14 protein-coding genes and 12 pseudogenes are annotated in these 25,748 nt (G+C 54.9%); 15 read left to right on the forward strand and 11 right to left on the reverse strand.

What is annotated here, in order from left to right; translation table 11 throughout:
* The first annotated feature begins 11 nt into the window (after positions 1-11).
* Positions 12-1,195, forward strand: a pseudogene (locus tag JZM30_RS04855) (acetyl-CoA C-acetyltransferase).
* Between the two features lie 80 nt (positions 1,196-1,275).
* On the opposite strand, the pseudogene JZM30_RS04860 reads toward JZM30_RS04855, so the two are convergent.
* Positions 1,276-1,919, reverse strand: a pseudogene (locus JZM30_RS04860) (hypothetical protein).
* A 149-nt stretch (positions 1,920-2,068) separates the two neighbouring features.
* Here JZM30_RS04860 and mtnA point away from each other — a divergent pair.
* Complete coding sequence (mtnA, locus tag JZM30_RS04865) at positions 2,069-3,088, forward strand: S-methyl-5-thioribose-1-phosphate isomerase (protein WP_252317765.1); 1,020 nt, start codon at positions 2,069-2,071, stop codon at positions 3,086-3,088.
* Positions 3,089-3,130: 42 nt separating this feature from the next.
* Here mtnA and JZM30_RS04870 read toward each other — a convergent pair whose 3' ends face one another.
* The 3 genes and pseudogenes from JZM30_RS04870 to JZM30_RS04880 form a co-directional block, all read right to left on the reverse strand.
* Complete coding sequence (locus JZM30_RS04870; protein WP_252317766.1) at positions 3,131-3,673, reverse strand: 1,2-dihydroxy-3-keto-5-methylthiopentene dioxygenase; 543 nt, start codon at positions 3,671-3,673, stop codon at positions 3,131-3,133.
* 11 nt (positions 3,674-3,684) lie between these two features.
* The gene (gene mtnC, locus JZM30_RS04875; protein WP_252317767.1) at positions 3,685-4,380 is read right to left on the reverse strand and encodes an acireductone synthase; all 696 of its coding nucleotides are present in this window, start codon (positions 4,378-4,380) and stop codon (positions 3,685-3,687) included.
* A pseudogene (locus JZM30_RS04880) lies at positions 4,377-4,992 on the reverse strand (methylthioribulose 1-phosphate dehydratase). Before JZM30_RS04880 ends, mtnC begins: the two are co-directional and overlap by 4 nt.
* Before the next feature lie 174 nt (positions 4,993-5,166).
* On the opposite strand from JZM30_RS04880, the pseudogene JZM30_RS04885 reads away from it, so the two are divergent.
* A pseudogene (locus JZM30_RS04885) lies at positions 5,167-6,330 on the forward strand (pyridoxal phosphate-dependent aminotransferase).
* A complete protein-coding gene (locus JZM30_RS04890) occupies positions 6,318-7,085 on the forward strand; it encodes an amidohydrolase (protein WP_252317768.1) in 768 nt (255 codons plus the stop codon). Before JZM30_RS04885 ends, JZM30_RS04890 begins: the two are co-directional and overlap by 13 nt.
* A 293-nt stretch (positions 7,086-7,378) precedes the next feature.
* Here the strand turns inward: JZM30_RS04890 and hpxK are convergent.
* From hpxK to JZM30_RS04925, 7 genes and pseudogenes are all read right to left on the reverse strand, one after another.
* Positions 7,379-8,637: pseudogene (gene hpxK / locus JZM30_RS04895) on the reverse strand (allantoate amidohydrolase).
* Entirely contained in the window at positions 8,634-9,881 is a 1,248-nt protein-coding gene (locus JZM30_RS04900) for a pyridoxal-phosphate-dependent aminotransferase family protein (RefSeq protein WP_252318000.1), read from the reverse strand. The pseudogene hpxK and the gene JZM30_RS04900 overlap by 4 nt, the downstream one beginning before the upstream one ends.
* A 49-nt stretch (positions 9,882-9,930) precedes the next feature.
* A pseudogene (locus JZM30_RS04905) lies at positions 9,931-10,673 on the reverse strand (amino acid ABC transporter ATP-binding protein).
* Positions 10,654-11,308, reverse strand: a pseudogene (locus tag JZM30_RS04910) (amino acid ABC transporter permease). The pseudogenes JZM30_RS04905 and JZM30_RS04910 overlap by 20 nt, the downstream one beginning before the upstream one ends.
* An 11-nt stretch (positions 11,309-11,319) precedes the next feature.
* Positions 11,320-11,827: pseudogene (locus JZM30_RS04915) on the reverse strand (amino acid ABC transporter permease); the annotation flags it as partial.
* Between the two features lie 24 nt (positions 11,828-11,851).
* Positions 11,852-12,646, reverse strand: a complete 795-nt coding sequence (locus tag JZM30_RS04920) for a transporter substrate-binding domain-containing protein (protein ID WP_252317769.1) — start codon at positions 12,644-12,646, stop codon at positions 11,852-11,854.
* Positions 12,647-12,865: 219 nt separating this feature from the next.
* Positions 12,866-13,705 carry a MurR/RpiR family transcriptional regulator gene (locus JZM30_RS04925; RefSeq protein WP_252317770.1) on the reverse strand — a complete coding sequence of 280 codons (840 nt, stop codon included), beginning with the start codon at positions 13,703-13,705 and terminating at the stop codon, positions 12,866-12,868.
* 180 nt (positions 13,706-13,885) lie between these two features.
* Here JZM30_RS04925 and JZM30_RS04930 point away from each other — a divergent pair, with 180 nt between their 5' ends.
* The 11 genes and pseudogenes from JZM30_RS04930 to emrB all read left to right on the forward strand — a co-directional run bounded on the left by JZM30_RS04930 (position 13,886) and on the right by emrB (position 25,729).
* The gene (locus JZM30_RS04930) at positions 13,886-14,059 is read left to right on the forward strand and encodes an AtzG-like protein (RefSeq protein ID WP_252317771.1); all 174 of its coding nucleotides are present in this window, start codon (positions 13,886-13,888) and stop codon (positions 14,057-14,059) included.
* A 41-nt stretch (positions 14,060-14,100) separates the two neighbouring features.
* Positions 14,101-15,404 (forward strand): annotated as a pseudogene (locus JZM30_RS04935) (AtzE family amidohydrolase).
* 522 nt (positions 15,405-15,926) lie between these two features.
* Positions 15,927-17,129 (forward strand): glycine betaine/L-proline ABC transporter ATP-binding protein ProV, encoded by a 1,203-nt coding sequence (gene proV, locus JZM30_RS04940; protein ID WP_252317772.1) that lies wholly within the window; start codon positions 15,927-15,929, stop codon positions 17,127-17,129.
* Positions 17,122-18,264: a glycine betaine/L-proline ABC transporter permease ProW gene (gene proW / locus JZM30_RS04945; RefSeq protein WP_252317773.1), complete on the forward strand. Its 1,143-nt coding sequence runs from the start codon at positions 17,122-17,124 to the stop codon at positions 18,262-18,264. Before proV ends, proW begins: the two co-directional genes overlap by 8 nt.
* 32 nt (positions 18,265-18,296) lie before the next feature.
* Positions 18,297-19,295, forward strand: a complete 999-nt coding sequence (proX, locus tag JZM30_RS04950) for a glycine betaine/L-proline ABC transporter substrate-binding protein ProX (protein WP_252318001.1) — start codon at positions 18,297-18,299, stop codon at positions 19,293-19,295.
* Positions 19,296-19,598: 303 nt separating this feature from the next.
* A pseudogene (locus JZM30_RS04955) lies at positions 19,599-20,776 on the forward strand (MFS transporter).
* 96 nt (positions 20,777-20,872) lie between these two features.
* Positions 20,873-21,619: pseudogene (locus JZM30_RS04960) on the forward strand (AzlC family ABC transporter permease).
* A pseudogene (ygaH, locus tag JZM30_RS04965) lies at positions 21,616-21,948 on the forward strand (L-valine transporter subunit YgaH); the annotation flags it as partial. The pseudogenes JZM30_RS04960 and ygaH, both read left to right, overlap by 4 nt.
* Positions 21,949-22,121: 173 nt before the next feature.
* A complete protein-coding gene (gene mprA / locus JZM30_RS04970; RefSeq protein ID WP_286673437.1) occupies positions 22,122-22,709 on the forward strand; it encodes a transcriptional repressor MprA in 588 nt (195 codons plus the stop codon).
* A gap of 297 nt (positions 22,710-23,006) precedes the next feature.
* Positions 23,007-24,182, forward strand: a complete 1,176-nt coding sequence (gene emrA / locus JZM30_RS04975; protein ID WP_252317774.1) for a multidrug efflux MFS transporter periplasmic adaptor subunit EmrA — start codon at positions 23,007-23,009, stop codon at positions 24,180-24,182.
* 17 nt (positions 24,183-24,199) lie between these two features.
* Positions 24,200-25,729 carry a multidrug efflux MFS transporter permease subunit EmrB gene (emrB, locus tag JZM30_RS04980; protein WP_252317775.1) on the forward strand — a complete coding sequence of 510 codons (1,530 nt, stop codon included), beginning with the start codon at positions 24,200-24,202 and terminating at the stop codon, positions 25,727-25,729.
* Positions 25,730-25,748 lie beyond the last annotated feature (19 nt).

The raw sequence follows: 25,748 nt of genomic DNA on the forward strand, positions 1-25,748 counted from the left end.
AGGAAAAAAATATGAAAAACGTCGTTATCGTGAGTGCAGTACGTACCGCCATCGGCAGTTTCAACGGCTCGCTTGCCGGTGTGAATGCTGTAGATTTGGGGGCCACCGTTATCAAAGCGGCACTAGCGCGTGCCAACCTTGATGCGGAACGTGTCGATGAAGTGAATCATGGGCAACGTGTTACAAGCAGGTCTGGGGCAGAACCCGGCGCGTCAGGCGCTGCTAAAAAGCGGGCTGGCAGACTCGGTGTGTGGCTACACCGTCAACATGGTGTGCGGATCGGGGCTGAAAAGCGTGGCGTTAGCCGCTCAGGCTATTGAATCCGGTCAGGCCACGACGTTGGTGGCAGGCGGCATGGAAAACATGAGCCAAGCCCCCTACCTGCTTGATGCCAAAGCGCGCTGGGGCTACTGCCTCGGCGATGGGCAATTGTCAGACGTTATCCTGCGCGATGGGTTGGTCTGCGCCACCCACGGTTACCATATGGGTATTACTGCGGAAAACGTCGCCAAAGCCTACAACATCAGCCGTGCCATGCAGGATGAAGCAGCACTCATCTCCCAGCAAAGGGCGGTTGCGGCGATTCAATCCGGCGCGTTCGATGCAGAGATCGTCCCTCTCACCGTCAAGCTGCGCAAAAAAAGCCGTATTCCAAACCGATGAGTTTCCCAAAGCGGACTCTACGCTGGAAGGGCTGGCAGCACTGCGTCCGGCCTTTGACAAAGCGGGCACTGTGACCGCCGGGAATGCCTCAGGCATCAACGATGGTGCATCAGCGCTGGTGATAATGGAAGAAGACGCCGCGCGGGCTGCCGGGCTGACCCCACTGGCGCGTATCCGCGGTTATGCCAGCGGCGGTGTAGCCCCCGCGCTGATGGGGATGGGTCCCGTGCCCGCCACGCAAAAAGTCCTGCAACAGACAGGATTGCAGATTGACGATTTTGATCTGATCGAAGCCAACGAAGCCTTTGCCGCCCAGTTCCTAGCGGTCGGCAACACGCTGAAATTCGATCGGGAAAAAGTCAACGTCAACGGCGGGGCAATTGCGCTAGGCCACCCGATTGGTGCCAGCGGCGCGCGCATTCTGGTGACGCTGCTGCATGCGTTGCGGGCGCGTGATAAAACGCTGGGGCTGGCAACGCTGTGCATCGGCGGCGGCCAGGGTGTGGCGCTGGCCATTGAACGTCTTAACTGATTTTATGTTGCCACATCAGGGATAACGCAGCGGTAAACCGTCGGCAGCCTATGCGTCGGTTTACCGCCTGTGCATTTGCGTTACGTTCCGCTCTGCCGCACCCGCGCCAATAGCGCAGCAACATCGGGAATATCACTCGCAGTCAAAATCAACGTTTTACCCAATTCAACGGCGTGACGCTGGCAAGCGTGGCGTGCCTGCGGTTCTGCGATGCTTGCCAAATCGGCAACGTGCGAGAAACCTATCGCGCGCCGAATCAACTCCGTACCGGCATAACCGAGGGTGTCCTGCCACACGTGTTTTAGGAACTGCTCTCCGTACCCCGATTCCACCTGTGCCGCCGCATGCGGATAGGTCTGGCCATCAACCAGCTCGCGCCGCCAGATATGCAGATGAGAAAGATCCTCCTGCACCATCACCTCCAACTCAGCATCATGATGCAGCACCTTGGCCGTATGCTGCGGTGCACCAACAGGGTTTCTGCTTCAATACGTGCTCTGTCGAGGGTTAGCGGCCAGGATTCCCCAACGCAACGCACATAGGGCAACGCCTGTTTGACAATGACCCGGCTCACGCCCTGCGTATCGCGGATTTTAAACACCAGGTTGAGGTTGCCATCACCAATTTCATCGGCTGCCACCAGCGTCTGCTGGTCCGACACTGCACCAAATTGACGGGCATATTCAACGGCATCTGCCGCGCTAAAGGTACGATACAGGGACATCACCACCTCTTCTTGTGACTCGACCATCGATTAATTCGCTATCCGCCGTCCCGCTTTAGACATAAAAGCGTTTGGACGTCTATACTTCTGTTTTCCATATTGGCAGAATAAGAAAATCAACGCAATACGCAACAGGAATTTAACGACCCATGCAGAGCTTTAACACACTGAGCCTTAAGGTGATGAATAATCAGCTTTGGATCCTCGACCAACAGGCTTTACCACAGGAAACGGTATGGCACCCCAGCCCGGATGTGGCTGCGCTGGTTGAGCATATTCGTACTCTGCGTGTGCGCGGCGCACCGCTGATCGGGCTTTCCGCCAGCGTGCTGTTAGCGCTGCTGGAGGAAAATGGCATGCCAGTAATCGCGCTTGAGCAAGCACTGGAAACCCTGCGTGCCGCGCGCCCAACCGCCGTGAATCTGATGAACAATCTGGATCGTATGAAACGGGCACTGGCGCAGCCTCAGCATGTTACTGCACTGGTGCAGGAAGCATTGCGTCTGATCGAAGAGGATCGCGCCCTGTGTGAACAGATTGCTCATCACGGGGCTACATTGGTCAAACCTGGCAGTCGTCTGCTTACCCACTGCAATACCGGTGGATTAGCCACAGCGGGCGTCGGCACCGCAATCGGGGTGATTCACCATGCACACAGGCAAGGACACGTGGAACAGGTCTGGGTGGATGAAACGCGCCCCTTATTACAAGGGGGGCGGCTGACCGCCTGGGAGTTGGGGGAATTGAACATTCCCTATCATTTGATTTGTGATTCGATGGCCGCCACCCTCATGGCGCAGGGCTTGGTTGATGCCGTTTGGGTCGGGGCCGATCGCATTGCCGCAAACGGTGATATCGCCAACAAAATTGGCACTTACAGCCTGGCCGTGCTGGCCCGTTATCATGGTATTCCGTTCTATGTCGCCGCGCCGCACGATGCGGCCTGCCCGAATGGCAAGGCAATCCCCATTGAGCAGCGCGCCGCCAGCGAGGTGACCGGCGTGGCAGGCAGCTTTGGCGCTTGCCAGTGGGCGCCACAAGACGCACAGGTTTATAACCCTGCTTTTGATGTCACACCCGCTTCACTGATTAGCGGTTGGGTGCTGGATAGCGGCGTGATCACGCCCGAGCAGGTGCAAGCAGGGATCTTCACTCAAGCGTTACGCTAATCCCTTTCCTCCAGCCGTTGGCTGGAGGAAAAATTGGCATGACTATGCCAGCTTCGGATAAGCATCGGCAATGGCATCGCCGGTAAAGTGCGCCACCCAACCATCTGGATTATCGAACAGGCGAATCGCGGTAAAATGCGGCTCAGACCCCATATCGAACCAGTGCGCTGTACCTGCTGGTACCGACAGCAGATCGTTCTTTTCACACAATATCTGATAAATCTTGCCGTTCAGGTGCAGGCAGAATAGCCCGACACCTTCGACGAAGAAGCGTACTTCATCTTCGCTGTGTGTATGCTCGGACAAAAATTTGGTACGCAATGTGTCTTTCTGCGGATTGTCGGCACGCAGACTGATCACATCCCAGCTTTGGTAACCTTTCTCTGCCACCAGTTTATCAATTTCATGCTGATACGCTGCCAGCACTTCTTCCGCTGCCGGAGAGACGCTTAGCGTGCGATCGGCCTGCCAGCGTTCAAACCGAACTCCAATCGCGGCAAGCGCCGTCTGGATCGCGTCCGCATCGCGGCTGTCACATACTGGTTGGCTGGCGTCATTGTCGTTAAAAATGGTTAATGCACTCATGGCAAAACTCCTTAAACGGCGCTAGTGGCCTGGGATGGGTCAATCTGGTCGAAACGCGCCACCTGACGATGAAAGCTTTCCACATCCGCCTCATCACGAATCAACTGGCACGTTTGCCAACCGGCCTCGGCAGCCGCGTCCAACTCTTGATGAATGTCAGAAAAAAACAGCAGTTGCTCGCCTGGCAGCCCAATTACCTGTGCAATATGATGGTATGAGCGCGCTTCTCGCTTGGCCCCGACGCGGGTGTCAAAGTAACCACTGAACAACGGGCGTAAGTCCCCGGCATCGCTGTAACCGAACAGCAGTTGCTGTGCTTCCACCGACCCCGATGAGTAGACGTAGAGAGCGATCCCCTGCTCACGCCACCTGCGCAGCTGCGGCGCAACGTCGTCATATACATGACCACGAAAATCGCCGTTGAGATAACCGTTGCGCCAGATAATGCCTTGCAGACGTTTCAATGCTGTTGATTTGCGATCCTGCTCCATAAATTGATGCAGAGCTTCCAGCAAGGTGGAGGCTTGCGCCTGCGGCTGATCGAGCTCTTCGCGCAACAACGCCAGCGTTTCGGCTATCTCTGGCTGAGTATCAGACTGCGCCACGGTCTCCGCTAAACGCGCCCGCGCGTAAGGGAACAGGATGTTATGCACAAAACGGATATCGCTGGTAGTGCCTTCAATATCCGTCACGATGACCTTGATCATTTTGCCTCCAGCAAACGTCGTTGCAGTTCACACTGAAACAGAAACTCGAGCCCTTCCAGATGACGGCGAGCCTGCGCGACATCCTCTCCCTAGCAGTAAAGTCCATGACCACGCACTAAAAAGCCGTAGCGCAGCGTCTGGGTATCGGCGTACGCCGCCACGCGTGCTGCCAGTGCGGGAATATCCTGATCGTTGGCAAAAATGGGAATGGAAACGCGGTCAAGGTGGGTATGCTGCCCTTGCAGAGATTTCTGCATCTCATACCCTTCCAGCACCAATGCATCGCTTTTTTCTACGCGGGAGAGCACGGTCGCGTTCACGGATATGGGTATGCAACACGGCCCCTACTGGCGCAAAGCGACGATAGAGCGACGTGTGTAGGCCGGTTTCAGCCGACGGCGTGCGCCCGCTGGGAACATGGTTATCGGCAATATTCACCAGTAAAAAATCATCCTGATGCAAACTGCCTTTATCCTTGCCGGATTCGGAGATCAGGCAACGGTCTTCATCCAGACGCACCGACATATTGCCGCCGGTTGCCGGACACCACCCTTTTTGCCCAATCCAATGACAGGCCGCGACTAACGCAGCCAGTTCTGGGTTTTCACTCATCGTTCATCCTGTGCAGGTGTGCTCTTCACCACAGCGTTTCTCACTGTGGTTAGTACGTTTTGTTATAGGTTAGACGCCAATGGAATTTAGCCGTTTAAACGTCCATGCGTCTTGATTGCCAAATACTAGCATCGTGTTATATTGGCTCGCAATACAGCAGGTTTGCAGGAGTTCATTTCTACCACGAGTGCCGCAATTTTTCCCGAAAGCAAACTGCCCGCATTGGGCACCACCATCTTTACCCAAATGAGCGCGCTGGCGCAGCAGCATAAGGCGATCAACTTGTCACAGGTGTTCCCGGATTTCAGCGGACCAGATTACCTGCAACAGCGTCTGGCCTATCACGTTGCCCAAGGGGCGAACCAGCATGCACAGATGACCGGGGTGGCACCGTTGCGCAGCGCGATCGCCGAAAAAACCGTGGCACAGTATGGCTAGCCCGATGCCGACAACGAAATCACGGTCACAATCGGGGCTACCGAAGCACTGTTTGCCACCATCGCCGCACTAGTGCGGCCCGGTGATGAAGTTATCTGTTTTGATCCCAGCTACGACAGCTATGCGCCAGCTATTGAGCTGGCGGGCGGCGTGGTGAAACGCGTTGCGCTACAGACACCGCTGTTTAACGTGGACTGGGCAGCGTTTCGCGCGCTGTTAAGCTCTCGTACTCGTCTGGTGATTCTCAACACGCCACACAATCCGTCTGCCACCGTGTGGCATCAGAGCGATTTCGAGCAGCTGTGGCAGGCGATTGCTGACCACGAGATCTACGTGTTGAGCGATGAAGTCTATGAACACATCTGCTTTGCACCAGAAGGACGCGCCAGCGTTCTGCGCCACAGCGAACTGCGCCAACGCGCCATCGTGGTCTCTTCCTTCGGCAAGACCTACCACATGACCGGTTGGAAAGTGGGTTATTGCATTGCCACTGAGGCCATCAGTGCAGAAATTCGCAAGGTACACCAGTACCTCACGTTCTCCGTCAATACGCCGGCACAATTAGCCATTGCCGATATGCTGCGCCATGCACCAGAACACTGGCAGGAACTGCCGGAATTCTATAGGGCACGCCGTGATTTTCTGGTCAATTCGCTCTCCGCCAGCCGTTTTTAAGTGCTGCCCTGTGAAGGAACTTACTTCCTGCTGGCGGATTACAGTGCCATTTCTGATCTTGATGATGTCACCTTCTGCCGTTGGTTGACGGAACACGCCGGCGTGGCGGCGATCCCGCTCTCGGTTTTCTGCGCCGATCCCTTCCCGCACAAATTGATTCGGCTATGCTTTGCTAAACAGGAATCTACCTTACAAGCGACGGCGGAGCGCTTATGTCGACTTTAACTATCACGCTACTACAACAGCCTCTGTTATGGCTTGATGGGCCAGCCAACCTGAGCCATTTCGATGCCGAGTTGGAAACGGTGCGCGGCAACGATCTTATCGTGCTGCCAGAAATGTTTACCACCAGATTCGCCATGAATGCCGCGGGAAATGGGCTGTCACAATCGGTGGTGGAAACCTGGCTGCAGGAGTGGGCCAAAGAGACCAATGCGCTTATCGGCGGCAGCATTGCTGTTTCCACCCCCAAAGGCGCAGTAAATCACTTTGTGCTGGTTTCACCGCTGGGCGACATTTACCACTATGACAAACGCCACCTATTTCGCATGGCCAATGAGCACCACCATTTTGAAGTCGGACATGAACGCTTGATTATCGAATGGCGTGGCTGGCGGATATTGCCACAGATTTGCTATGACCTGCGTTTCCCGGTGTGGTCACGCAACTGTCAGGATTACGATCTGGCGCTGTACGTGGCGAACTGGCCAGCCCCGCGTGCCCACCATTGGCGTACGCTGCTCGCGGCACGGGCGATTGAAAATCAGGCCTATGTGGCTGGATGCAACCGTGTCGGCGCTGATGGCAACGATCACAGCTATCAGGGTGACATCCAGATAATCAACCCGCTGGGTGAAATCGTCGCGCGTGCGCCAGAGAACCAGCCTGCGCAAATCAGCGCAGAACTGTCGCTGGAAGCCCTGCAAAGCTACCGTGAAGCGTTTCCGGCATGGCGGGATGCGGACAGATTTACACTGTAGTCAGTTAGACGGTACTGGCCGTCATGCTGTTTAGGTGAAATGCGGCATCACATTTATGCCATGTCCGCGTTAGGTTTCGCGTGCGAAAGCGTCACTGTATCTCTGGCACCAACGTGGCACACGCCCGACACGGGGTGTGCCACGTGCCCCTGGCTTTTTGCGGAATGCCGCCGCTACGCGTTCCCTTCGGAAACGGCAACCGCCGGACGGACCGCGCTCGACGCGGGCAAACACCAAAATCACCGCCAAACAAAATTTAACAAAAGTGCCTTGCCGATATAACGGAAAAAACGTTATTTTTCACAAAAACTAAGCACCACCGCCAGCCATGCGCGGAGCGCCTGCGCCACGTCCGCAGTGGTGATCGACTCATCCGGGTGGTGGCTAATCCCCCCTTTGCAGCGCACAAACAGCATGCCTACCGGCCAGCGCTCTGCTATCGCAATCGCATCGTGACCTGCACCGCTCGGCAAAGAGGGAGCACGCCCTTGCACATGAGTAACCGCCTCACGCAGCCCCCCTGTAGCCCATCATCACACCGCGTTGGGGCGATGCGGTAATACTCTTCAGCCTCAAAGCGACAGCCGCGCGCCTGAGCAACCTGCTCGCCGTGAGACAATAAGTTCACCAGCAACGCGGTCAGTGCTTTCTCTTCCGGCCCACGCACGTCCAGCGTTAAACGCGCCTCGCCCGGTATCACATTAGCTGCCCCCGGAGCACATTGCAACGTACCTATGGTTGCTACCAAACCGGACGCCTGCTCTCGTGTCAGTTGCTCAACCAGAACCATCCACTGTGCCACTGCCGCCAGCGCATCCTGACGTTGCGTCATCGGCACCGTACCGGCGTGACCCGCCGTTCCCTGAAAAACACAGTTTAACCGGCGCGCACCGTTGATCGCCGTCACCACGCCCAATGCGGCGTCATCATGTTCCAGACAGGGGCCTTGCTCAATGTGCATTTCCAGATAGGCAGCAATACTTTGTGGCGTACGAGCTGCACGCCCAATACCTTCCGGGCATAATCCCGCCTGCGACAACGCTTGTGATACGCTCACACCTTGCGCATCCTGACAGGATAACCAGCTTTCAGGCCAGGTACCGGTCAACCCTCGGCTGCCCAGCAGTGTAATACCAAAACGCGTTCCCTCTTCGTCACCAAATCCCACAATTTCCAACGCCACCGGCAGGCGAATCTGCTGCTGATGCAGAAAGCGCACCACCTCAATGGACGCCAAAACGCCCAGCATGCCATCATAACGTCCGGCATTACGTACCGTATCAAGGTGCGAACCTAACAATACCGCCGGCGCATCGGGCAGATTGCCTTCATAGCGACCGCAGATATTGCCGACCGCATCCTGCCACACCAGCATTCCCGCTTCCCGCATCCATTCACCCACGCAGGTATTGGCGCGCAAATGCTGCGGCGACAGATAAACCCGCGTCAGTTGATCGGTATCTTCACTGATTTCTGCTAAGGTATCGCAGCGCCACATGACCAGCTCGGCGGCCGATTGCGCCGTAAAGCGCGATAACCACGGCGAACTCATTGCGCAACTCCAGCGCCGGCGTCATAACGGTTCCATGCCGCTTGCAATGCCGCGCCCTGCACCGTGCGGAAACCGTGGCGGTTGAGTACCGCCTCCAGCGCACTCAGGGTTTGCATCACACAATCTTTGCGGGCGTTATACCCCATGGTACCGATACGCCAGATTTTCCCCTGTAGCGGACCAAATGAGGTGCCGATTTCAATGGCAAAATCATTCAGCAAGCACTGGCGAATTTGCTCCCCCTGTATGCCCTCAGGGATAACCACACCGGTCACGTTATTCATTTTGTGTTGCTTGTCACCGTAAATGCGCAAACCCATGCCTTCCAGACCGGCGACCAGCGCCTCACCGTGCAGTGCATGGCGCGCGATGCCCTTACCCAATCCCTCTTCGAGCATCACTCGGGCACATTCCCGTGCGGCGAACAGCATGCTGGTGGCTTCAGTATGGTGGTTCAGGCGCTCGGGCCCCCAATAGTCCATCACCATGCCGAGATCGAAATAGTTGGAGTAGATCATCTCCTCTTCACCGTCGCGATGTTCCGCCGTGCGAATCCCCTGCTCCACGCAGCGACGACGGCGTATGACCGCTTCCATCTTCGGGCTGAGGGTAATCGGCGCGCTGCCTGAAGGGCCACCCAGACACTTCTGCAAACCGGCAGAAACGGCATCCAATCCCCAGGCGTCCGTCTCCAGCGCGTTACCACCGAAAGACGCCGTTGCATCGGTATAAAACAGCACATCATGACGACGGCAGATATCCCCGAGTTCAGCCAGCGGCTGCAACATAGTGGTGGAGGTATCGCCTTGCACCGTCAGCAATGCACGCGGACGCAACCGTTGGATGGCATATTCAATCTGATCCGCGGTAAAGACCTCCCCCCAGGGCACTTCGATGGTGTGAACATCGGCGCGACAGCGGCGCGCAATTTCACATAACAGATGCCCGAAACGCCCGAACACCGGTACCAAAACCCGATCGCCGGGGCGGATCGCCGAGAGCAAAATGGCTTCAATACCCGCGCGCGATGTGCCATCCACCAGCATGGTCCAGCGGTTTTCTGTGCGGAACAGTTGACGGTAAGGTTCCATGGTCTGGTTCATGTATTCCGTCATGGCCGGATTGTATTGACCAATCAGCTGACATGCCATGGCACGCAGTACACGGGGATCCGCATTGATCGGACCGGGTCCAGTCAGTAAACGGTGAGGCGGATTGATCTGTGCGTATAATTCGTTATTCATCATGCACAACTCCAAAAAAAGCAGGAACGTTCGCTGCAAGCAACGGGGCTCAGGCCTCCGTCAAACCGCGCACCGACGCAATAAACTGTTTGAGCTCGGGGGTCTGCGGGTTAGCGAACAGCGCGCGGCTGTCCCCTTGTTCCCACACGGTTCCTTCATGCATAAACACCACCCGATCGCCCACTTCCCGGGCAAAATTCATTTCATGTGTGACCAAAATCAGCGTCATGCCTTCTGCCGCCAGTTGTTCCAGCACTTTCAGCACTTCCCCCACCAGTTCAGGATCGAGCGCAGAGGTAATTTCATCACACAACAGCACTTTGGGGTTCATCGCCAGCGCACGGCAATCGCCACGCGCTGCTGCTGGCCGCCAGACAGGTTGGCAGGTGAGTAGTGCAGACGTTCACTCAACCCGACTTTCGCCAGCATCTGCTCCCCCAACGCGCGGCACTCTGCTTCGCTTTTTTTCAGTACCAAACGGGGGGCGAGCATCACGTTTTCCAGCGCACTCATATGCGGGAACAGGTTAAAGTTCTGAAACACCATGCCAACTGAACGACTGATTTCACGCGCTTGTGAATCGCGATTGGTCACGGTTACGCCGCCGAGCTTGATGCTCCCTTACTGATAGCCTTCCAGGCCTTTAATGCAGCGCAACAGCGTGCTTTTTCCAGAGCCGCTGCGCCCTATGATGGAAACGACTTCGCCCATATCGATATCCAGATCGACGCCTTTCAGTACGTGGTTCTGGCCGTAGTATTTCTGCACCTGATTAATGGTGATGAGCGGCATTGAATTTCTTCTCCAGATAGCGGCTGTAGTAGGACAGCGGATAACACATCAGGAAGTAGCCCAGTGCGACCAGGCCAAAGACCTTGAAAGGTTTATAGGTGACATTGTTCAACATGGTGCCGGCCTTGGTCAGTTCGATAAAACCGATGATCGATGCCAACGCAGTCCCTTTAATCACCTGCACCGAAAACCCCACTGTGGGCGCGATAGCGATGCGCATGGCCTGCGGCGCGACCACCCGACATAGCGTTTGACCAAAACTCAGCCCGAGACAGCGTGACGCTTCCCACTGCCCTTTTGGCAATGCCACGATGCTGCCGTGCCAGATATCCACCAGAAATGCACTGGTAAACAGCGTCAGTGCCAGTGCCGCGGCGGTCCATGGACTGACATCAATGCCAAACAACCCAAGGCCGAAAAAGGCCAGAAACAGTTGCATCAGCAGCGGCGTTCCCTGAAACACACCGGCATAGAGATACGTAAAACGCACCGCCCAGCGGCGCTGGCTTAGCCGTACCAATAGCAACGGTAATGTCACCAGCGCGCCACCGAAAAAAAGCCGTCAGCGAGAGCAGCAGTGTCCAACGCGCCGCCAGCAGCAGGTTGCGCACGATATCCCAATCGGTAAAGTTCATCATCCGTGCGTTCTCCCGAGTAAACGGCGGCCCGCCATCATCAGCAATTGCCGCATTAACAACGGCAGCGCCGGATAAATACGCTGCATGGCTGGAGGCAAGATAACGCGCACAAAGGTTTGCATGCGTGTCAGCCCCAGCACGCGCGCGGCTTCCCATTGCCCTTTCGGCGTTACCTGAATGCCCGCGCGGATAATTTCCGTGCTGTAGGCCCCCCAGGTTAATTAACATCGCCAGCAGCGCGGCTTCACCCGCCGTCAGTTTCCAGCCGAGCGTTGGCAGGCCAAAAACGATGAAAAACAACTGCACAACAAACGGTGTATTGCGGATCAGCTCAACGTATAGCCCCCACAGGCGGCTTGGCAGTGAAGGGCGGCCACTGCGTAATGCCGCGCCACAGATGCCGATGGCAATACCGCCAAAGGTCGCCATGGCCGTCAACTGGACCGTCACCCATAGCCCCGCGAGCAGTTCGGGCCAGTAAGGCCACAGCGCGGCAAAATTCAGTTGATAGGTCATGGCATCTCTCCCTTAGGCACCCGGTTATTCAGACAGCAGGCTGGCGGGCAATGGCGCTTTCAGCCACTTTTCAGAGAGCGAATTCAGGGTGTTATCCGCCAACACCTGGGCAATCAGCGCATCGACTTTGACTTGCAGCGTTGCTTCCCCTTTCTTGATGCCGATATAACACGGTGAGTCTTTCAGCATAAATTTGGCAACCGGAGCCTTGGCGGGGTTTTGTGCCGCAATGGCGGCCACCACCAGGTTACCAGTAGAGATATACTCCACCTGTCCGGACAGGTAAGCCGACAGCGTGGTGTTGTTATCTTCATAGCGTTTTATCTGCGCCGCTTTCGGTGCGATTTCACTCAGTACCATGTCCTCTACGACACCACGCGTTACGCCGACGCTTTTGTCTGCCAGTTGCTGCGCATCGCTCACTGTACCGGCCTGTGGACCAAACACGCCGAGAAAGAACGGCGCATAGGCACGGCTGAAATCGATCACTTTTTCACGTTCAGCGTTTTTACCCAAGCTGGAGATCACCAGATCCACTTTATTGGTTTGTAGATAAGGCACACGGTTGGCGCTGGTCACCGGTACCAGTTGCAACTTTAGTTTCATCTCTTGCGCCAGATAGCGAGCGACGTCGATGTCATACCCTTGTGGTTGCAGGTCAGTACCGACTGAACCAAACGGCGGGAAGTCTTGCGGTACTGCAACGCGTAACACGCCACGCTGTTCAATATCCTGAAGCTGATCGGCGACAGCGTTGCCCGCTTGTGTCACTAACAGCAATGCGCCAGCCAGTGCGATAAGGTGTTTTTTGATGCCCATTGCGTATCTCCTGGTTGAGAGTCAGATGAAACCAAAAGTTCTTAATAAGCGATAAGTGAAACTATCGTTTCATTCACTAAGCAAAGGGTATGCCAGTCTTAAAAAGTGTGATAATCAGGCGTAGCAAGGGGGTAATTGAGTGAACCGAGATTGAAGCGCGCAAAAATGCAGCACAACAAAGGCACCAAAAAAGTGCATAAGCACTCTTTTGGCGCTCGATTAGCGCTGCTCTAATTCATCCAGGTGGGTATAAAGATCGGCTATCTGATGAATACGTTGACGGCCCTGTTGCAGCATTTCATGCAGTAACGCATTGCTGAGCAAGCCTGCCAGACTCATAGCCGCGCTGTAGCTATCAAAGGCGGAAACGCTGTCCAATGACAGACATAATGACCACGTGGCAAACGGAAATAAGCCGTTGGCCTGCGGTTCACAGATCAGTACAACGGGCACCTGACGAGTCTGCAACTGTGCCAGTAACGGCTGGATAACGCGCGGGCGGCGGCGAAACGCCACGATCACCGCGACATCCTGTGGTCCTAGGTCAGCAATCTCCTCTGACAGTGTCTGCCCCGGTTGGGCCAGCAGCGCCACCTGCGCACGCACCCGCATCAATTGCTGGCGCAGATGAAGCGACACCGGATAGCTATTGCGCAGACCGATGATCGCGACCTGTCGGGCCTGCAGCAACGCATCGATAATGGCGTCAAACTGCGCTGGGTCGATACGGTTGATCCACTGCGCCAGATTCGCTATTTCCTGTTTATAGTGGCGTGCCAGCAGCGTATTGCCCTGAACTGCATCACGGCTCTCGGCCAGCGGCATCCCGCTTTGGCGCAGAGTTCTTAGCTCTTCACGCACATCACGGTAGCTGGCATACCCCAACCGTTTGAATAAGCGACTGACTGTCGCTTTCGACACGCCGCTCAGCCGCGCCAGTTCGGCGCTGTTATAGCCAATCACGTCGTCGAAATGGGTAAAGATAAAATCGGCAATGCGCTGTTCCTGCCCAGAGAGAGTGCTGTAGCGACTGCGTAGCCGCTCATCAATTTGTGTCATGGTGATTCCATTATCTCTGTGTCACTGCAACTTTCGTTGCAATCACACTAACACAAGCACATCAACGACATACAATAGGAAAAAACGTCTGCCCTCTCGGTGTCGCAACCATTCTGGAACAACTCTTGCAACACACGTTTCACGCTAACACTTCTGCATCGTGAAACAACAGGAGAACCGATGACCTCTCATGCCCCTGAAACCCTAAGCGCTTATCTGCAACAGATGGAAACCCTACTGAATCTGCCACTCACCCCAGAGCGCCATGACGCGGTGCTGCTCCAGTTACAGCGCATCGCAGAGATGGCACAGCCGCTGATGGAATATCCGCTGGAGATGCTGGAGATGCAGTAAGAGATCGCTGGAGTTTATCAATTATGACCCTCCCGTTGTCGATGGCGGAACTCACCGCGTTATCCATCACCCAACTGCAACAACATCTGCAACGCGGAGAACTTGCCGCCCGTGAAATCGCTGACATTACGCTGGATGCGACGCGCCTGCGCGGTGACGTTTTGCCACCGTTGGCAGGTGTGCCTTATGCGGTAAAGAACCTGTTTGACGTTGCCGGAGAAACCACGCTGGCAGGCGCACAACTGTTTGCCGAGCATCCTCCCGCCAAGCGCGATGCGTTTGCGCTGCGCCAGTTAAGCGCCAGCGGTGCTCTGCTTTCCGGCATGCTGAATATGGATGCTTACGCCTACGGCTTCACCACCGAAAACAGCCACTACGGCCCAACTCGCCACCCACTCGATCCAACCAGCATCGCGGGCGGCTCCTCCGGCGGCTCCGCTGCCGCAGTCGGCGCGGGGCTGGTGCACTTTTCACTGGGCATACCAATGGATCGATTCGGGTGCCCGCGTCGCTGTGCGGCATTTTTGGTCTGAAGCCGACGTTTGGCCGGTTATCTCATGAAGGTAGCCACTCGTTTGTTGCCAGCCTCGATCATATCGGCCAAATGGCGCGCCGCACGGAGGATTTGGCCAAGGTGTTCGATGTCCTACAGGGCATTGATAGTGACGATCGTTTTCAGCGTTCACAGCCGCGCCTTTCGACGGCTTCTCGCTTGCAGGAAGGCTCTCGTGGCCTGCGCAGTGCCGTGCTTTCCGGTTACTTTAGTGAGGCCTGCGATGATGATGCGCGCGATGCCGTGCAACGTGTTGCAGATGCGCTTGCGGCCAACGAAGAAAGAACCATCGCCCAGGCCGAACTGGCTCGCACCGCCGCCTTTATTCTCTCTGCCAGCGAAGGGGGCAACCGTTATCTCCCCGCCCTGCGCCACGCGCCTGAAAAATTTGAGCCGCACTCATGTGAACGCCTGACGGCGGGAGCCATGCTGCCTTCTGCCTGGTATCTACAGGCTCAGCGTTTTCGTGACGTCTTTCGCCGTCAGGTATTACCACTGTTTGAACACGTGGACCTGCTGATTGTCCCGGCGACACCGTGCTGCGCCACCCTTATCGGCCAGGAAACGATGCGAATCAATCACACCGATTTGTCAGTACGCACCAGTATGGGTATGTTGACTCAGCCTATTTCGTTTGTCGGGCTTCCCGTCGTCACCGTGCCGTTGATGACCACAAAAGGGTTGCCGATTGGCGTGCAACTTATTGCCGCCTCCCGGCGGGAAGATATTTGTCTGCGTGCCGCCTGGGCACTGGAACAATCCGGCGTGGTCAGCGCCATTTCCTGCCAGTAAAGAAGGTGAAATAGTATTATCGGGGGATGCCTGTGGGCATCCTCTATTTCAATGCGTGTAACGGGGAAATATAAAGCATTGACGGTGGCATTTGCCCCCTTTCGATGAAGCAATCATTTTCAGTCTAATCCGAAAATAACCATCACAAAATAGTGATATAAATCACCTTTATCACTGCAATGGCATAAGTAATTTCAAAAAAATTACAACGTCATTCTAGCTCATTATTACCCACAACATACAGAAACGTAAAAACCATTTAAAACATCGAATTTCAAAACATACATACAATTGATATTAAAATAAAAATTAACACAAAACATAAATAAATAATATAAAAATCAGACAGTAAAAAATAAAGAAAAATGGTCTATCCAGCGACATGAAAATGAATATCCTCATAGCACCACTCGCGGCACAAAGGGTTGCCTCAGAATATGAGTATGATAGGGTATGGCGTGTTTTCACCTTCATCAGGACAGAAATATAGAACGATAAATCACAGAGGGATTTTATCATTTCATGGCAATAAAACTCGAAGTAAAGCATCTCTATAAAATATTTGGCGAGCACCCTGACAGGGCATTCAAACTGATAGACAAAGGGCTAAACAAAGATCAGATCTTTGAAAAAACCGGGCTCACTGTCGGCGTGAAAGACGCCAATCTGGTCATTGAAGAAGGCGAGATATTCGTCATCATGGGATTATCCGGCTCGGGTAAATCCACACTGGTACGCCTTCTCAATCGTCTGATTGAACCGACTCGCGGTCAGGTACTGATCGACGGCGAAAACATCGCCGAGGTATCAGACACAGAACTGCGCGCCCTGCGCCGCAAAAAAATCAGCATGGTGTTCCAGTCATTCGCCTTGATGCCGCACCTGAGCGTGTTGGCTAACACCGCGTTTGGCATGGAGTTGGCAGGTGTCGATAAAGCACAGCGTGAACAGAAAGCGCTCGAAGCACTGCAACAGGTAGGCCTCGAAGCTTATGCCAATACCTATCCGGATGAGCTTTCTGGCGGGATGCGCCAACGCGTCGGTCTGGCGCGTGCACTGGCAAACGATCCCGATATTCTGCTGATGGATGAAGCGTTTTCAGCGCTCGATCCGCTTATCCGTACTGAAATGCAAGATGGGTTGGTGAAACTGCAATCGCGCCACCAGCGTACCATCGTGTTTATTTCACACGATCTGGACGAAGCCATGCGCATCGGCGATCGCATCGCCATCATGCACGGTGGTGAAGTGATCCAGGTCGGCACACCGGATGAAATTCTCAATAACCCGGCTAATGACTATGTGCGTACCTTCTTCCGTGGTGTGGATATCAGCCATGTGTTCAGTGCGAAAGATATTGCGCGTCGTCGTCCCGTTACCTTGATCCGCAAAACGCCCGGCGTTGGGCCGCGCTCGGCGCTCAAGATCCTACAGGATGATGATCGTGAATATGGCTACGTGCTGGAAAAAGGGGGAAAATTTATCGGCGTCGTGTCTATCGATTCGCTGAAAAAAGCACTGCACGCGCAAGAACCGCTGGAACAGGCTTTGCTGCCCGACCATGCCCCCGTGCCCGCAGATATGTCACTCAACGAACTGATTCCACATGTTGCACAGGCCCCATGTGCCGTACCGGTCATCGGTGAGAACAGTGAATATATCGGCATTATTTCCAAGGGCATGCTGTTACAGGCATTAGACAAGGAGGGCAGCAACAATGACTAATGCAACCAATCCGTGGGAAACCACGCAAACACCGGTCAATGCTGCCGAACAGGCAGCCACCAGCAGCAATGGCGATCCCTGGTCATCGGCAGCACAAAGTGCATCGGCTTCGGGTGACGCTGCAACTAACAGTGCAGATGCCTGGGGCGCACCCGCTCAGGATGCCACCCAGTCTGGCGCTGATTGGCTGAACAGCGCCCCAGCACCGGCTCAGGAACACTTTTCGCTGTTAGATCCGTTCAGAGACACGTTGATTCCGTTGGATCATTGGGTCACCGGGGGGATAGACTGGCTGGTACTGCATTTCCGTCCGCTGTTTCAAGGCATTCGCGTACCGGTTGACATCATTCTCAACGGTTTCCAGCAGGCGCTGCTAGGCATGCCAGCCCCAGTCGCCATTTTGGTGTTCTCCCTTATCGCCTGGCAGATGTCATCACTGGGTATGGGCGTGGCAACGCTGATATCGCTGGTCGCCATCGGTGCTATCGGTGCCTGGTCACAGGCTATGGTCACGCTGGCACTGGTATTAACCGCCATGTTCTTTTGCATGCTGCTTGGTCTGCCGCTCGGCATCTGGCTGGCGCGCAGTGAGCGTGCGGCAAAAGTGGTACGCCCGCTGCTCGACGCCATGCAAACCACACCGGCGTTTGTGTATTTGGTACCGATTGTCATGCTGTTTGGCATCGGGAATGTGCCCGGCGTGGTGGTCACGATTATCTTTGCGCTGCCACCGATTGTACGCTTGACCATCCTCGGTATCCGGCAGGTGCCGGCCGATCTGGTAGAAGCCGCTGAGTCCTTTGGAGCCAGTCCACGCCAGATGCTGTTCAAAGTACAGTTGCCGTTGGCAATGCCCACCATCATGGCTGGTGTTAACCAGACGCTGATGCTCGCGCTCTCCATGGTGGTCATTGCTTCGATGATCGCAGTGGGAGGATTGGGGCAGATGGTGCTGCGCGGTATCGGGCGTCTGGATATGGGACTGGCTGCCGTGGGCGGCGTCGGGATCGTTATTCTTGCCATCATTTTGGACCGATTGACCCAGTCTCTGGGGCGTGACCGCCGTAGCCGTGGTAATCAATCCTGGTATCGCACCGGTCCGTTGGGACTGATTTTACGCCCGTTCACTCGTTAATCACACGACAACATAAAGAGGGATAAACCATGATGCAGAAAACCGGATTCGGGGCTGTTGCCCTGATTGCCGCGCTGACAGGCTCGCCGCTCTATGCCGCCGATCAGCCGGGCAAAGGTGTCAGTGTTCAGCCCGTGCAGAGCACGATTTCGGAAGAAACCTTCCAGACGTTGCTGGTCAGCCGCGCACTGGAGAAACTGGGCTACGACGTGCAACCAATTCGCGAAGTGGATTACAACGTTGCCTATATGTCCATCGCATCCGGCGATGCCACCTTCACCGCCGTCAACTGGGATCCGCTTCAGGCAGACATGTACAAAGCGGCTGGCGGTGATGCCAAATTTTACCGCGACGGGGTTTACGTTGGCGGTGCAGCGCATGGCTATCTGATCGACAAAAAGACAGCGGAAAAGTACCAGATCACCAACGTTGAGCAATTTAAAGACCCTGAGATCGCCAAACTGTTTGATACCAACGGTGATGGCAAAGCGGACCTGATCGGTTGTGCACCGGGTTGGGGTTGTGAAGCCGCCATCAACCATCACCTTCAGGCTTACGGATTGAGCAACACGGTCGAGCACAATCAGGGTAACTACGCCGCGATGATCGCAGATGCCATTACCCGCTTTAAAGAAGGCAAACCTATCTTCTATTACACTTGGACACCGTACTGGGTCAGCGATGTGCTGGTACCGGGGCGCGACGTTGTCTGGTTACAGGTGCTTTTCTCTTCTCAACCGGGAGGAATGAAAGGCTCCAGCACCAAGCTGGCTAACGGCAACGACTACGGCTTCCCCGTGAATAATATTCGCATCGCAGCGAACAAAGCGTGGGCCGAGAAAAATCCGGCAGCTGCCAAACTGTTTGCCATCATGAAGCTGCCATTGGCCGACATCAACGCGCAAAACATGCGGATGCGCAGCGGGGAGAGTAGTCAGAAAGATATCGAACGCCATGTGGATGTCTGGATCAAGGCACATCAGGCACAGTTTGATGATTGGATAAAAACCGCCGCTGACGCGGCCAAGTAACTGGATAGCGTCACGTTGTTATTCACTCACAGGCCCACTCGGACCTTAAACTGATGTCAAAGCTCGTCGTCCTCGGCGTAGGCCGGGGACCTCTGTCAGGAAGAATGTGTTTCGTCTGTGGGAGATTCCCACCTACGCGGGAATGACAGAGAGTGTATGGGAATGGCCGTTTTCCTTTGGTTAGTCAGCTACCTCAAGCCCACTCGGGACTGTTTCTTGAAATTACGTTTTTTGTAAACGCTCCCTGTCTTAACGGATTTGCTAGAATCACTCCCACACATTTTAGAACGCTAGCAAGTATTCATGTCTTCTCAACAGGCCCAGACCGGCCTCAGTCTTCCTTTAACGCTCATCATATCAACGGAACCGGATTGGCCGTTGCCAGTAATTACTATGCCCAGCCGCTATTAGAAACCATTGCCAGAGCCTTTGAACTTTCCGTTAATCAGGCAGGGCTTATTGTCACCGCCGCACAGGTGGGCTATGCGGTAGGTTTGATGTTTCTGGTGCCGATGGGCGATATGTTTGAACGACGCACGCTGATTGTCACCATGACACTGTTAACCGCGCTGGGGCTGGTGATTACCGCGCTGGCCCCCACATTACCGGTGATGCTCGCAGGTATTGGGGTCGCGTGGTTGTGTCCCGTAGTAGCCCAACTGCTGGTGCCGCTCACGGCAACGCTGGCAACCCCCGAAGCCCGCGGTAAGGTGGTCGGAACGATAATGAGCGGTTTGCTGCTCGGCATTCTGCTTGCACGCACCATTGCTGGCACACTCGCCACGCTAGGAGGATGGCGTACCGTATATTGGGTAGCCAGCGTACTGATGGTCATCATGGCGTTGGTACTGTGGCGCGCGCTGCCGCGTTTACCGCCCAGCAATAACCTGCAATACGAGCAACTGATCGTTTCCATTTTCCGGCTATTTGCCACCACGCCTGTGCTGCGTGTGCGCGCACTGCTTGGATGTCTCTCTTTCGCCAATTTCAGCATTCTTTGGACCTCGATGGCATTTCTGCTGTCGGCACCGCCTTATCACTACTCAGAAGGGATTATCGGGCTATTTGGTTTAGTTGGGGCGGCAGGCGCACTGGCCGCCACCCGCGCTGGTCGTTTGGTCGATAAGGGAAAGGCCACATTAACCACCACGGCGGGTCTAGTGCTGCTGTTGCTGTCCTGGGGCATGATTGCCATGGGTGCCACGGCGCTGCTGCCGCTGATTGGCGGCATTGTCGTGCTCGACCTTGCCGTGCAGTGGTTGCACGTCACTAACCAAAGCGTGATCTACCAGATAATGCCGGAAGCGTGTAACCGGCTCACCGCCGGATACATGACCAGATACTTTATCGGCGGCGCTGCGGACTCTTTGCTGTCTGCGGCCACCTATCAGGTCGCAGGCTGGACAGGCGTTTGCTATGCGGGTGACGCAGTGAGCCTGCTGACGCTGCTTATCTGGATTCCCTGCCGAAAACACGGCTAACAGGGCCGTCGATGAGGATGTGTCACATCTCTGGCACATCCGCCCTTTTATCGGTAGGGTATTGACCACCCATTCTATTAAACGACACGTTAGCCAATGATAAGCCAACAGCAGGAGAAGCAGATTGAACACGCCTCTCCGCACGCCACCTTTGCCGAATGGGTGATCAGTAGCCTGCCGATTGTGATCGGTTATCTTCCCGTCGCCTTCGCTTTTGGTCTGAACACAGTCAAACTCGGCTATTCGCCGTTGGAAGCGGTCTTTATGTCGTGCGTGATTTACGCCGGCGCCAGCCAGTTTGTGATCAGCGCCGGGATGTCCATTTGGGTGGCGGCGTTTACCGCCATGGCCATGGATGTGCGCCATGTGCTGTATGGCCCGGCGCTGCGGCACCGAATCTTGCAGCGTCTGCCTACGCGCAAAACACCGCTGTGGGCGTTTGGCCTGACCGATGAAGTCTTCGCCGCCGCAACAGCGCGGCTGGCACAAAACAATCGCCGCTGGAGTGAAAACTGGATGCTGGGCGTCGCTGCCGCCTCCTGGATTTCCTGGGCCTGTGGCACAGTGATCGGCGCGTTATTCGGTAATGGACCGTTGAAAGCGTACCCCGTCGTCTAGGCGGCACTTACCTTCATGCTGCCCGCGTTGTTCCTCAGTTTCCTGCTGACTTCTTTTAAAAAACGGCAAAGTGTGGTCGTGGTGTGCGCACTGGGTGGCGCCCTGCTTGGGTCACTGCTGTTCTCCATTCCGGCCGCGATTTTAGTCGGTATCGGCAGCGGCTGCGCCGCCACACTGTTTCTTGCACCGCCCGTCATGGCTCAACATGGGGAAAAATCCGCATGAATAGCCAAATAGTACTGATTGGTGTGCTGGTCGGCATGGTGAATTTTTTATTCCGCTACCTGCCACTCCGTCTGGGAGCCAGCCGCGCGTCTGGATCACTCAAGCGCGGCAAAGTGGGAGCGGTGCTCGACAGCATTGGCATCGCGTCTATCTGCGCCCTGCTGATCGTTTCCAGCGTCCCAGAGATTCAACAGCATACTAACAAGCTGTTGCCTACACTCATCGGTTGCCTGACGCTCACGCTCTGCTTCTACCGGACACGCAGCATTGTCATATCCACATTGTTGGGCGCGTTTTGTTACGGTATTGCTTTTAAATACCTTTCATTGGGAATTATTCAATATCATTGTGTTAGCAGCACGTTATTAGTGGTTCACGTTACATTACACAAGGTTACTTACGTTCTGTCACAAAGTCGACGACACAATGCGACTAAATATCGTTTACCCGATTAGTAACTTTCGTTATTATACCGATCGTGGTTAATGAGGTTCACATAAAAATGGATAGTCCATCTGTACACAAGCACGGGCTCACTGAAAGTGGTGCGCGTGACAAGAAACCTGAGTTCGATAAAAACAGCTCCTTCTCGCCCATCGAACAAATGATCAATCTGCGCGCATCGCGCAATCCAGAGTTTCCTCAACAGGAAATCTTGTTGGTGCGTCTGTGCATGCACATGCAGAACAAGATTCTGAAGCACCGCAACAAGATTTTGCAGGAACAGGGCATCAACGAAACGTTGTTTATGGCACTGATTACGCTGGAATCTCAGGAATCACGTAGTATTCAACCATCAGAATTGAGCGCCGCACTGGGCTCTTCGCGTACCAATGCCACGCGCATTGCCGATGAGTTAGAAAAACGCGGTTGGATTGAACGCCGTGAAAGCGATAGCGATCGTCGTTGCTTACACTTGCATATGACAGATGAAGGCAAAGCGTTTCTCGATCGTCTGCTGCCACCGCAGCACCAGAGTCTGCATTTCCTCTGGTCAGCATTGGAAAAAGATGAGCAGAAGCAGTTGGAAGTGCTGATGCGTAAATTGCTGGTGCGGCTGGACGAAATGGACAAGATCGATAATCCATGATCTCGTCAGACCGATAATAACAATACTGTCTTACCTTAAATACATCTTCACACGCGCTGGCGTGTTTGCCAGATGCCTGGTGTTTTTGGATCAATACCCGTTCGTATCATGACCGTTCATTAAACGGACCACGTTCCGCTGCCTCACGGCAGCCGGAGCGATAAGTTGCATCATGGGTAAAGGCTGCGTTGGCCGATTCTCTGCCTCGCAGCGCATGTGTAAGAATCGGTCATCGTTATCCGCCGCATTCTGATAAAAAATAACGAAAAAATGACATTTGAAGCAGAGGAAAACACCATGAGTTCAAGCGTGGAAAACCCAACGCCGCAGGCTCCTACGAAGAATAAAAAATACCAGCGCAAACGGGTACTTACCATGTTGACCATGCTGTTTTTACTGGTTGGCTGTATCTGGTTCGTCTACTGGTATCAGGTGCTCAGGCACCATCAGGAAACCGACGATGCTTATGTAGCAGGCAATCAGGTACAGTTGATGTCCCAGGTGAGCGGTAGCGTCACCCGCGTCAACGTGGACAACACCGATTTCGTCAAGCAAGGGGCGGTTCTGGTCGAACTGGACGCGACTGATGCGCAGCTTGCTTTCGAACGTGCGCAGACCGCACTGGCTAACAGCGTGCGCCAGACGCACCAGTTGATGATCAACAGCAAACAATATCAGGCCAACATCGATCTGTATCAAACAGAACTCAATAAAGCCACGGGCGACCTTGCGCGCCGTGAAGCCTTGGGTAATGTGAATGCGATTGGCCGTGAAGATGTGCAGCACGCTCGTGATGCCGTCGCCAGTGCGCGTGCCTCACTGGAAGTGGCCAAGCAGCAATATCAGGCCAATCGCGCGATGATCCTTGATACGCCACTTGAGCAACAACCCGGTGTGCAGCAAGCCGCGACCGATCTGCATGATGCCTGGTTGGCACTGCAAAGAACCCGTATTGTCAGCCCGGTGGATGGCTATATTTCTCGCCGCAGCGTACAGGTTGGTGCGCGTATCACTCCCTCTTCTGCACTGATGGCCGTGGTGCCAGCCCACCATTTATGGGTGGATGCCAACTTTAAAGAAACGCAGCTTGCCAATATGCGTATCGGCCAACCCGTCACGGTGGTCAGTGATATCTACGGTGACGATGTGGTGTACCAGGGCAAGGTCGTCGGCCTCGATATGGGGACAGGCGGCGCGTTCTCTCTGCTGCCAGCGCAAAATGCTACCGGTAACTGGATCAAGGTCGTGCAGCGTTTGCCCGTGCGTATTGAGCTGGATGCGCAACAACTGGCTGAGCACCCGTTGCGTATTGGCCTTTCCACACTGGTGAAAGTCGATACCGCCAATGTAGAAGGGAAAGTGCTTTCCGATGCACCGCGCAGCGCACCGGCATACCAAAGCGATGCGTTGACGCTGGATCTGGCCCCGGTCAATACTCTGATCGACACCATTATTCGAGCTAATGCGGAATAACCTCGCAGGAGATGAGCGTGCAGAGAAAACAGCTTGAAGGCTCGGCCCTGGCCTGGATGACCGTCGCGCTGTTATTGGCGACCTTTATGCAGGTGCTGGATTCGACCATCGCTAACGTGGCCATCCCCACGATTGCCGGTAACCTGGGAGCCTCAAACTCCTATGGCACTTGGGTTATCACGTCATTCGGGGTAGCCAATGCGATTTCCATTCCGATTACCGGTTGGCTCGCCAAACGCATCGGTGAGGTACGTCTGTTTTTGTGGGCAACGGGACTGTTCGCCTTCACGTCATGGCTGTGCGGCGTCTCCACCAGCCTGGAAATGCTGATTTTCGCCCGTGTGCTTCAGGGGATCGTGGCAGGTCCGTTGATTCCGCTGGCGCAAAGCTTGTTACTGAGTAACTATCCGCCTGCCCGACGCAGTATCGCACTGGCGCTCTGGTCAATGACGGTGGTGGTGGCACCCATTTGTGGCCCGATTCTCGGCGGCTGGATCAGCGATAATTATCACTGGGGCTGGATCTTCTTTATCAACGTGCCGTTAGGTATTTTGGTGGTGGTGATTGCGATGCAAACCCTGAAGGGGCGCGAAACCAAAACTGAAATTCGACCGATTGACACCATCGGCCTGGCACTGTTGATTATCGGGATCGGTAGCCTACAAATGATGCTGGACCGCGGTAAAGAGCTGGACTGGTTCAGTTCCAATGAGATTATCATTTTGACCGTGGTGGCGGTGGTCGCCATTGCCTTCCTGATTGTGTGGGAGCTGACCGACGACCACCCTGTGGTGGATTTGTCGCTGTTTAAATCGCGTAACTTCACCATTGGCTGCTTGTGTATCAGCCTCGCCTACATGTTCTATTTTGGCTCCATCGTGCTGTTACCGCAGTTGTTGCAAACGGTCTTTGGCTATACCGCAACCTGGGCAGGGTTTGCCTCAGCGCCAGTCGGCCTGATGCCCGTGCTGCTCTCCCCAATCATTGGACGCTTTGCACCGCGTTTGGATATGCGCAAGCTGGTGACATTCAGCTTCATTATGTATGCCGTGTGTTTTTATTGGCGTGCGTATACCTTTGAACCAGGGATGGATTTCGGTGCCTCGGCCTGGCCGCAATTTGTGCAAGGGTTCGCCGTGGCCTGCTTCTTTATGCCGCTCACCACCATTACGCTTTCCGGATTACCCCCAGAGCGACTGGCGGCGGCATCGAGCCTTTCGAACTTTGCGCATACGCTGGCAGGCTCCATCGGTACCTCGATCACGACGACATTGTGGACACAGCGCGAATCGCTGCACCACGCGCATCTCACCGAATCGGTGACGCCTTACAACCCGATTGCTCATGGCTCCTATCAGCAGTTGATGGAGATGGAGATGAGTGAGAAACAGGCTTCCGCCTACATCGCCCAACAGATCACCAATCAAGGGTTGATTATTTCGGCCAATGAGATCTTTTGGGCAGCGGCGGGAGTCTTTCTGGTGCTGATGATATTGGTGTGGTTTGCCCGGCCACCGTTTACTACCGGAGGCGGCGGCGCTCATTAATCGAGTGGGGTAAGGTTGC

It is taken from the genome of Candidatus Symbiopectobacterium endolongispinus (assembly GCF_018777385.1).
Taxonomy (GTDB): domain Bacteria; phylum Pseudomonadota; class Gammaproteobacteria; order Enterobacterales; family Enterobacteriaceae; genus Symbiopectobacterium; species Symbiopectobacterium endolongispinus.

Bases quoted from the DNA above. Each gene is read 5' to 3' on its own strand.
- JZM30_RS04920 (WP_252317769.1), bottom strand. From the start codon at position 12,646: ATGGGCATCAAAAAACACCTTATCGCACTGGCTGGCGCATTGCTGTTA.
- JZM30_RS04930 (WP_252317771.1), top strand. From the start codon at position 13,886: ATGACCTCTCATGCCCCTGAAACCCTAAGCGCTTATCTGCAACAGATG.
- mprA (WP_286673437.1), top strand. From the start codon at position 22,122: ATGGATAGTCCATCTGTACACAAGCACGGGCTCACTGAAAGTGGTGCG.
- JZM30_RS04925 (WP_252317770.1), bottom strand. From the start codon at position 13,705: ATGACACAAATTGATGAGCGGCTACGCAGTCGCTACAGCACTCTCTCT.
- emrA (WP_252317774.1), top strand. From the start codon at position 23,007: ATGAGTTCAAGCGTGGAAAACCCAACGCCGCAGGCTCCTACGAAGAAT.
- proX (WP_252318001.1), top strand. From the start codon at position 18,297: ATGCAGAAAACCGGATTCGGGGCTGTTGCCCTGATTGCCGCGCTGACA.
- JZM30_RS04890 (WP_252317768.1), top strand. From the start codon at position 6,318: ATGTCGACTTTAACTATCACGCTACTACAACAGCCTCTGTTATGGCTT.
- proV (WP_252317772.1), top strand. From the start codon at position 15,927: ATGGCAATAAAACTCGAAGTAAAGCATCTCTATAAAATATTTGGCGAG.
- mtnA (WP_252317765.1), top strand. From the start codon at position 2,069: ATGCAGAGCTTTAACACACTGAGCCTTAAGGTGATGAATAATCAGCTT.
- proW (WP_252317773.1), top strand. From the start codon at position 17,122: ATGACTAATGCAACCAATCCGTGGGAAACCACGCAAACACCGGTCAAT.
- JZM30_RS04870 (WP_252317766.1), bottom strand. From the start codon at position 3,673: ATGAGTGCATTAACCATTTTTAACGACAATGACGCCAGCCAACCAGTA.
- mtnC (WP_252317767.1), bottom strand. From the start codon at position 4,380: ATGATCAAGGTCATCGTGACGGATATTGAAGGCACTACCAGCGATATC.
- JZM30_RS04900 (WP_252318000.1), bottom strand. From the start codon at position 9,881: ATGAATAACGAATTATACGCACAGATCAATCCGCCTCACCGTTTACTG.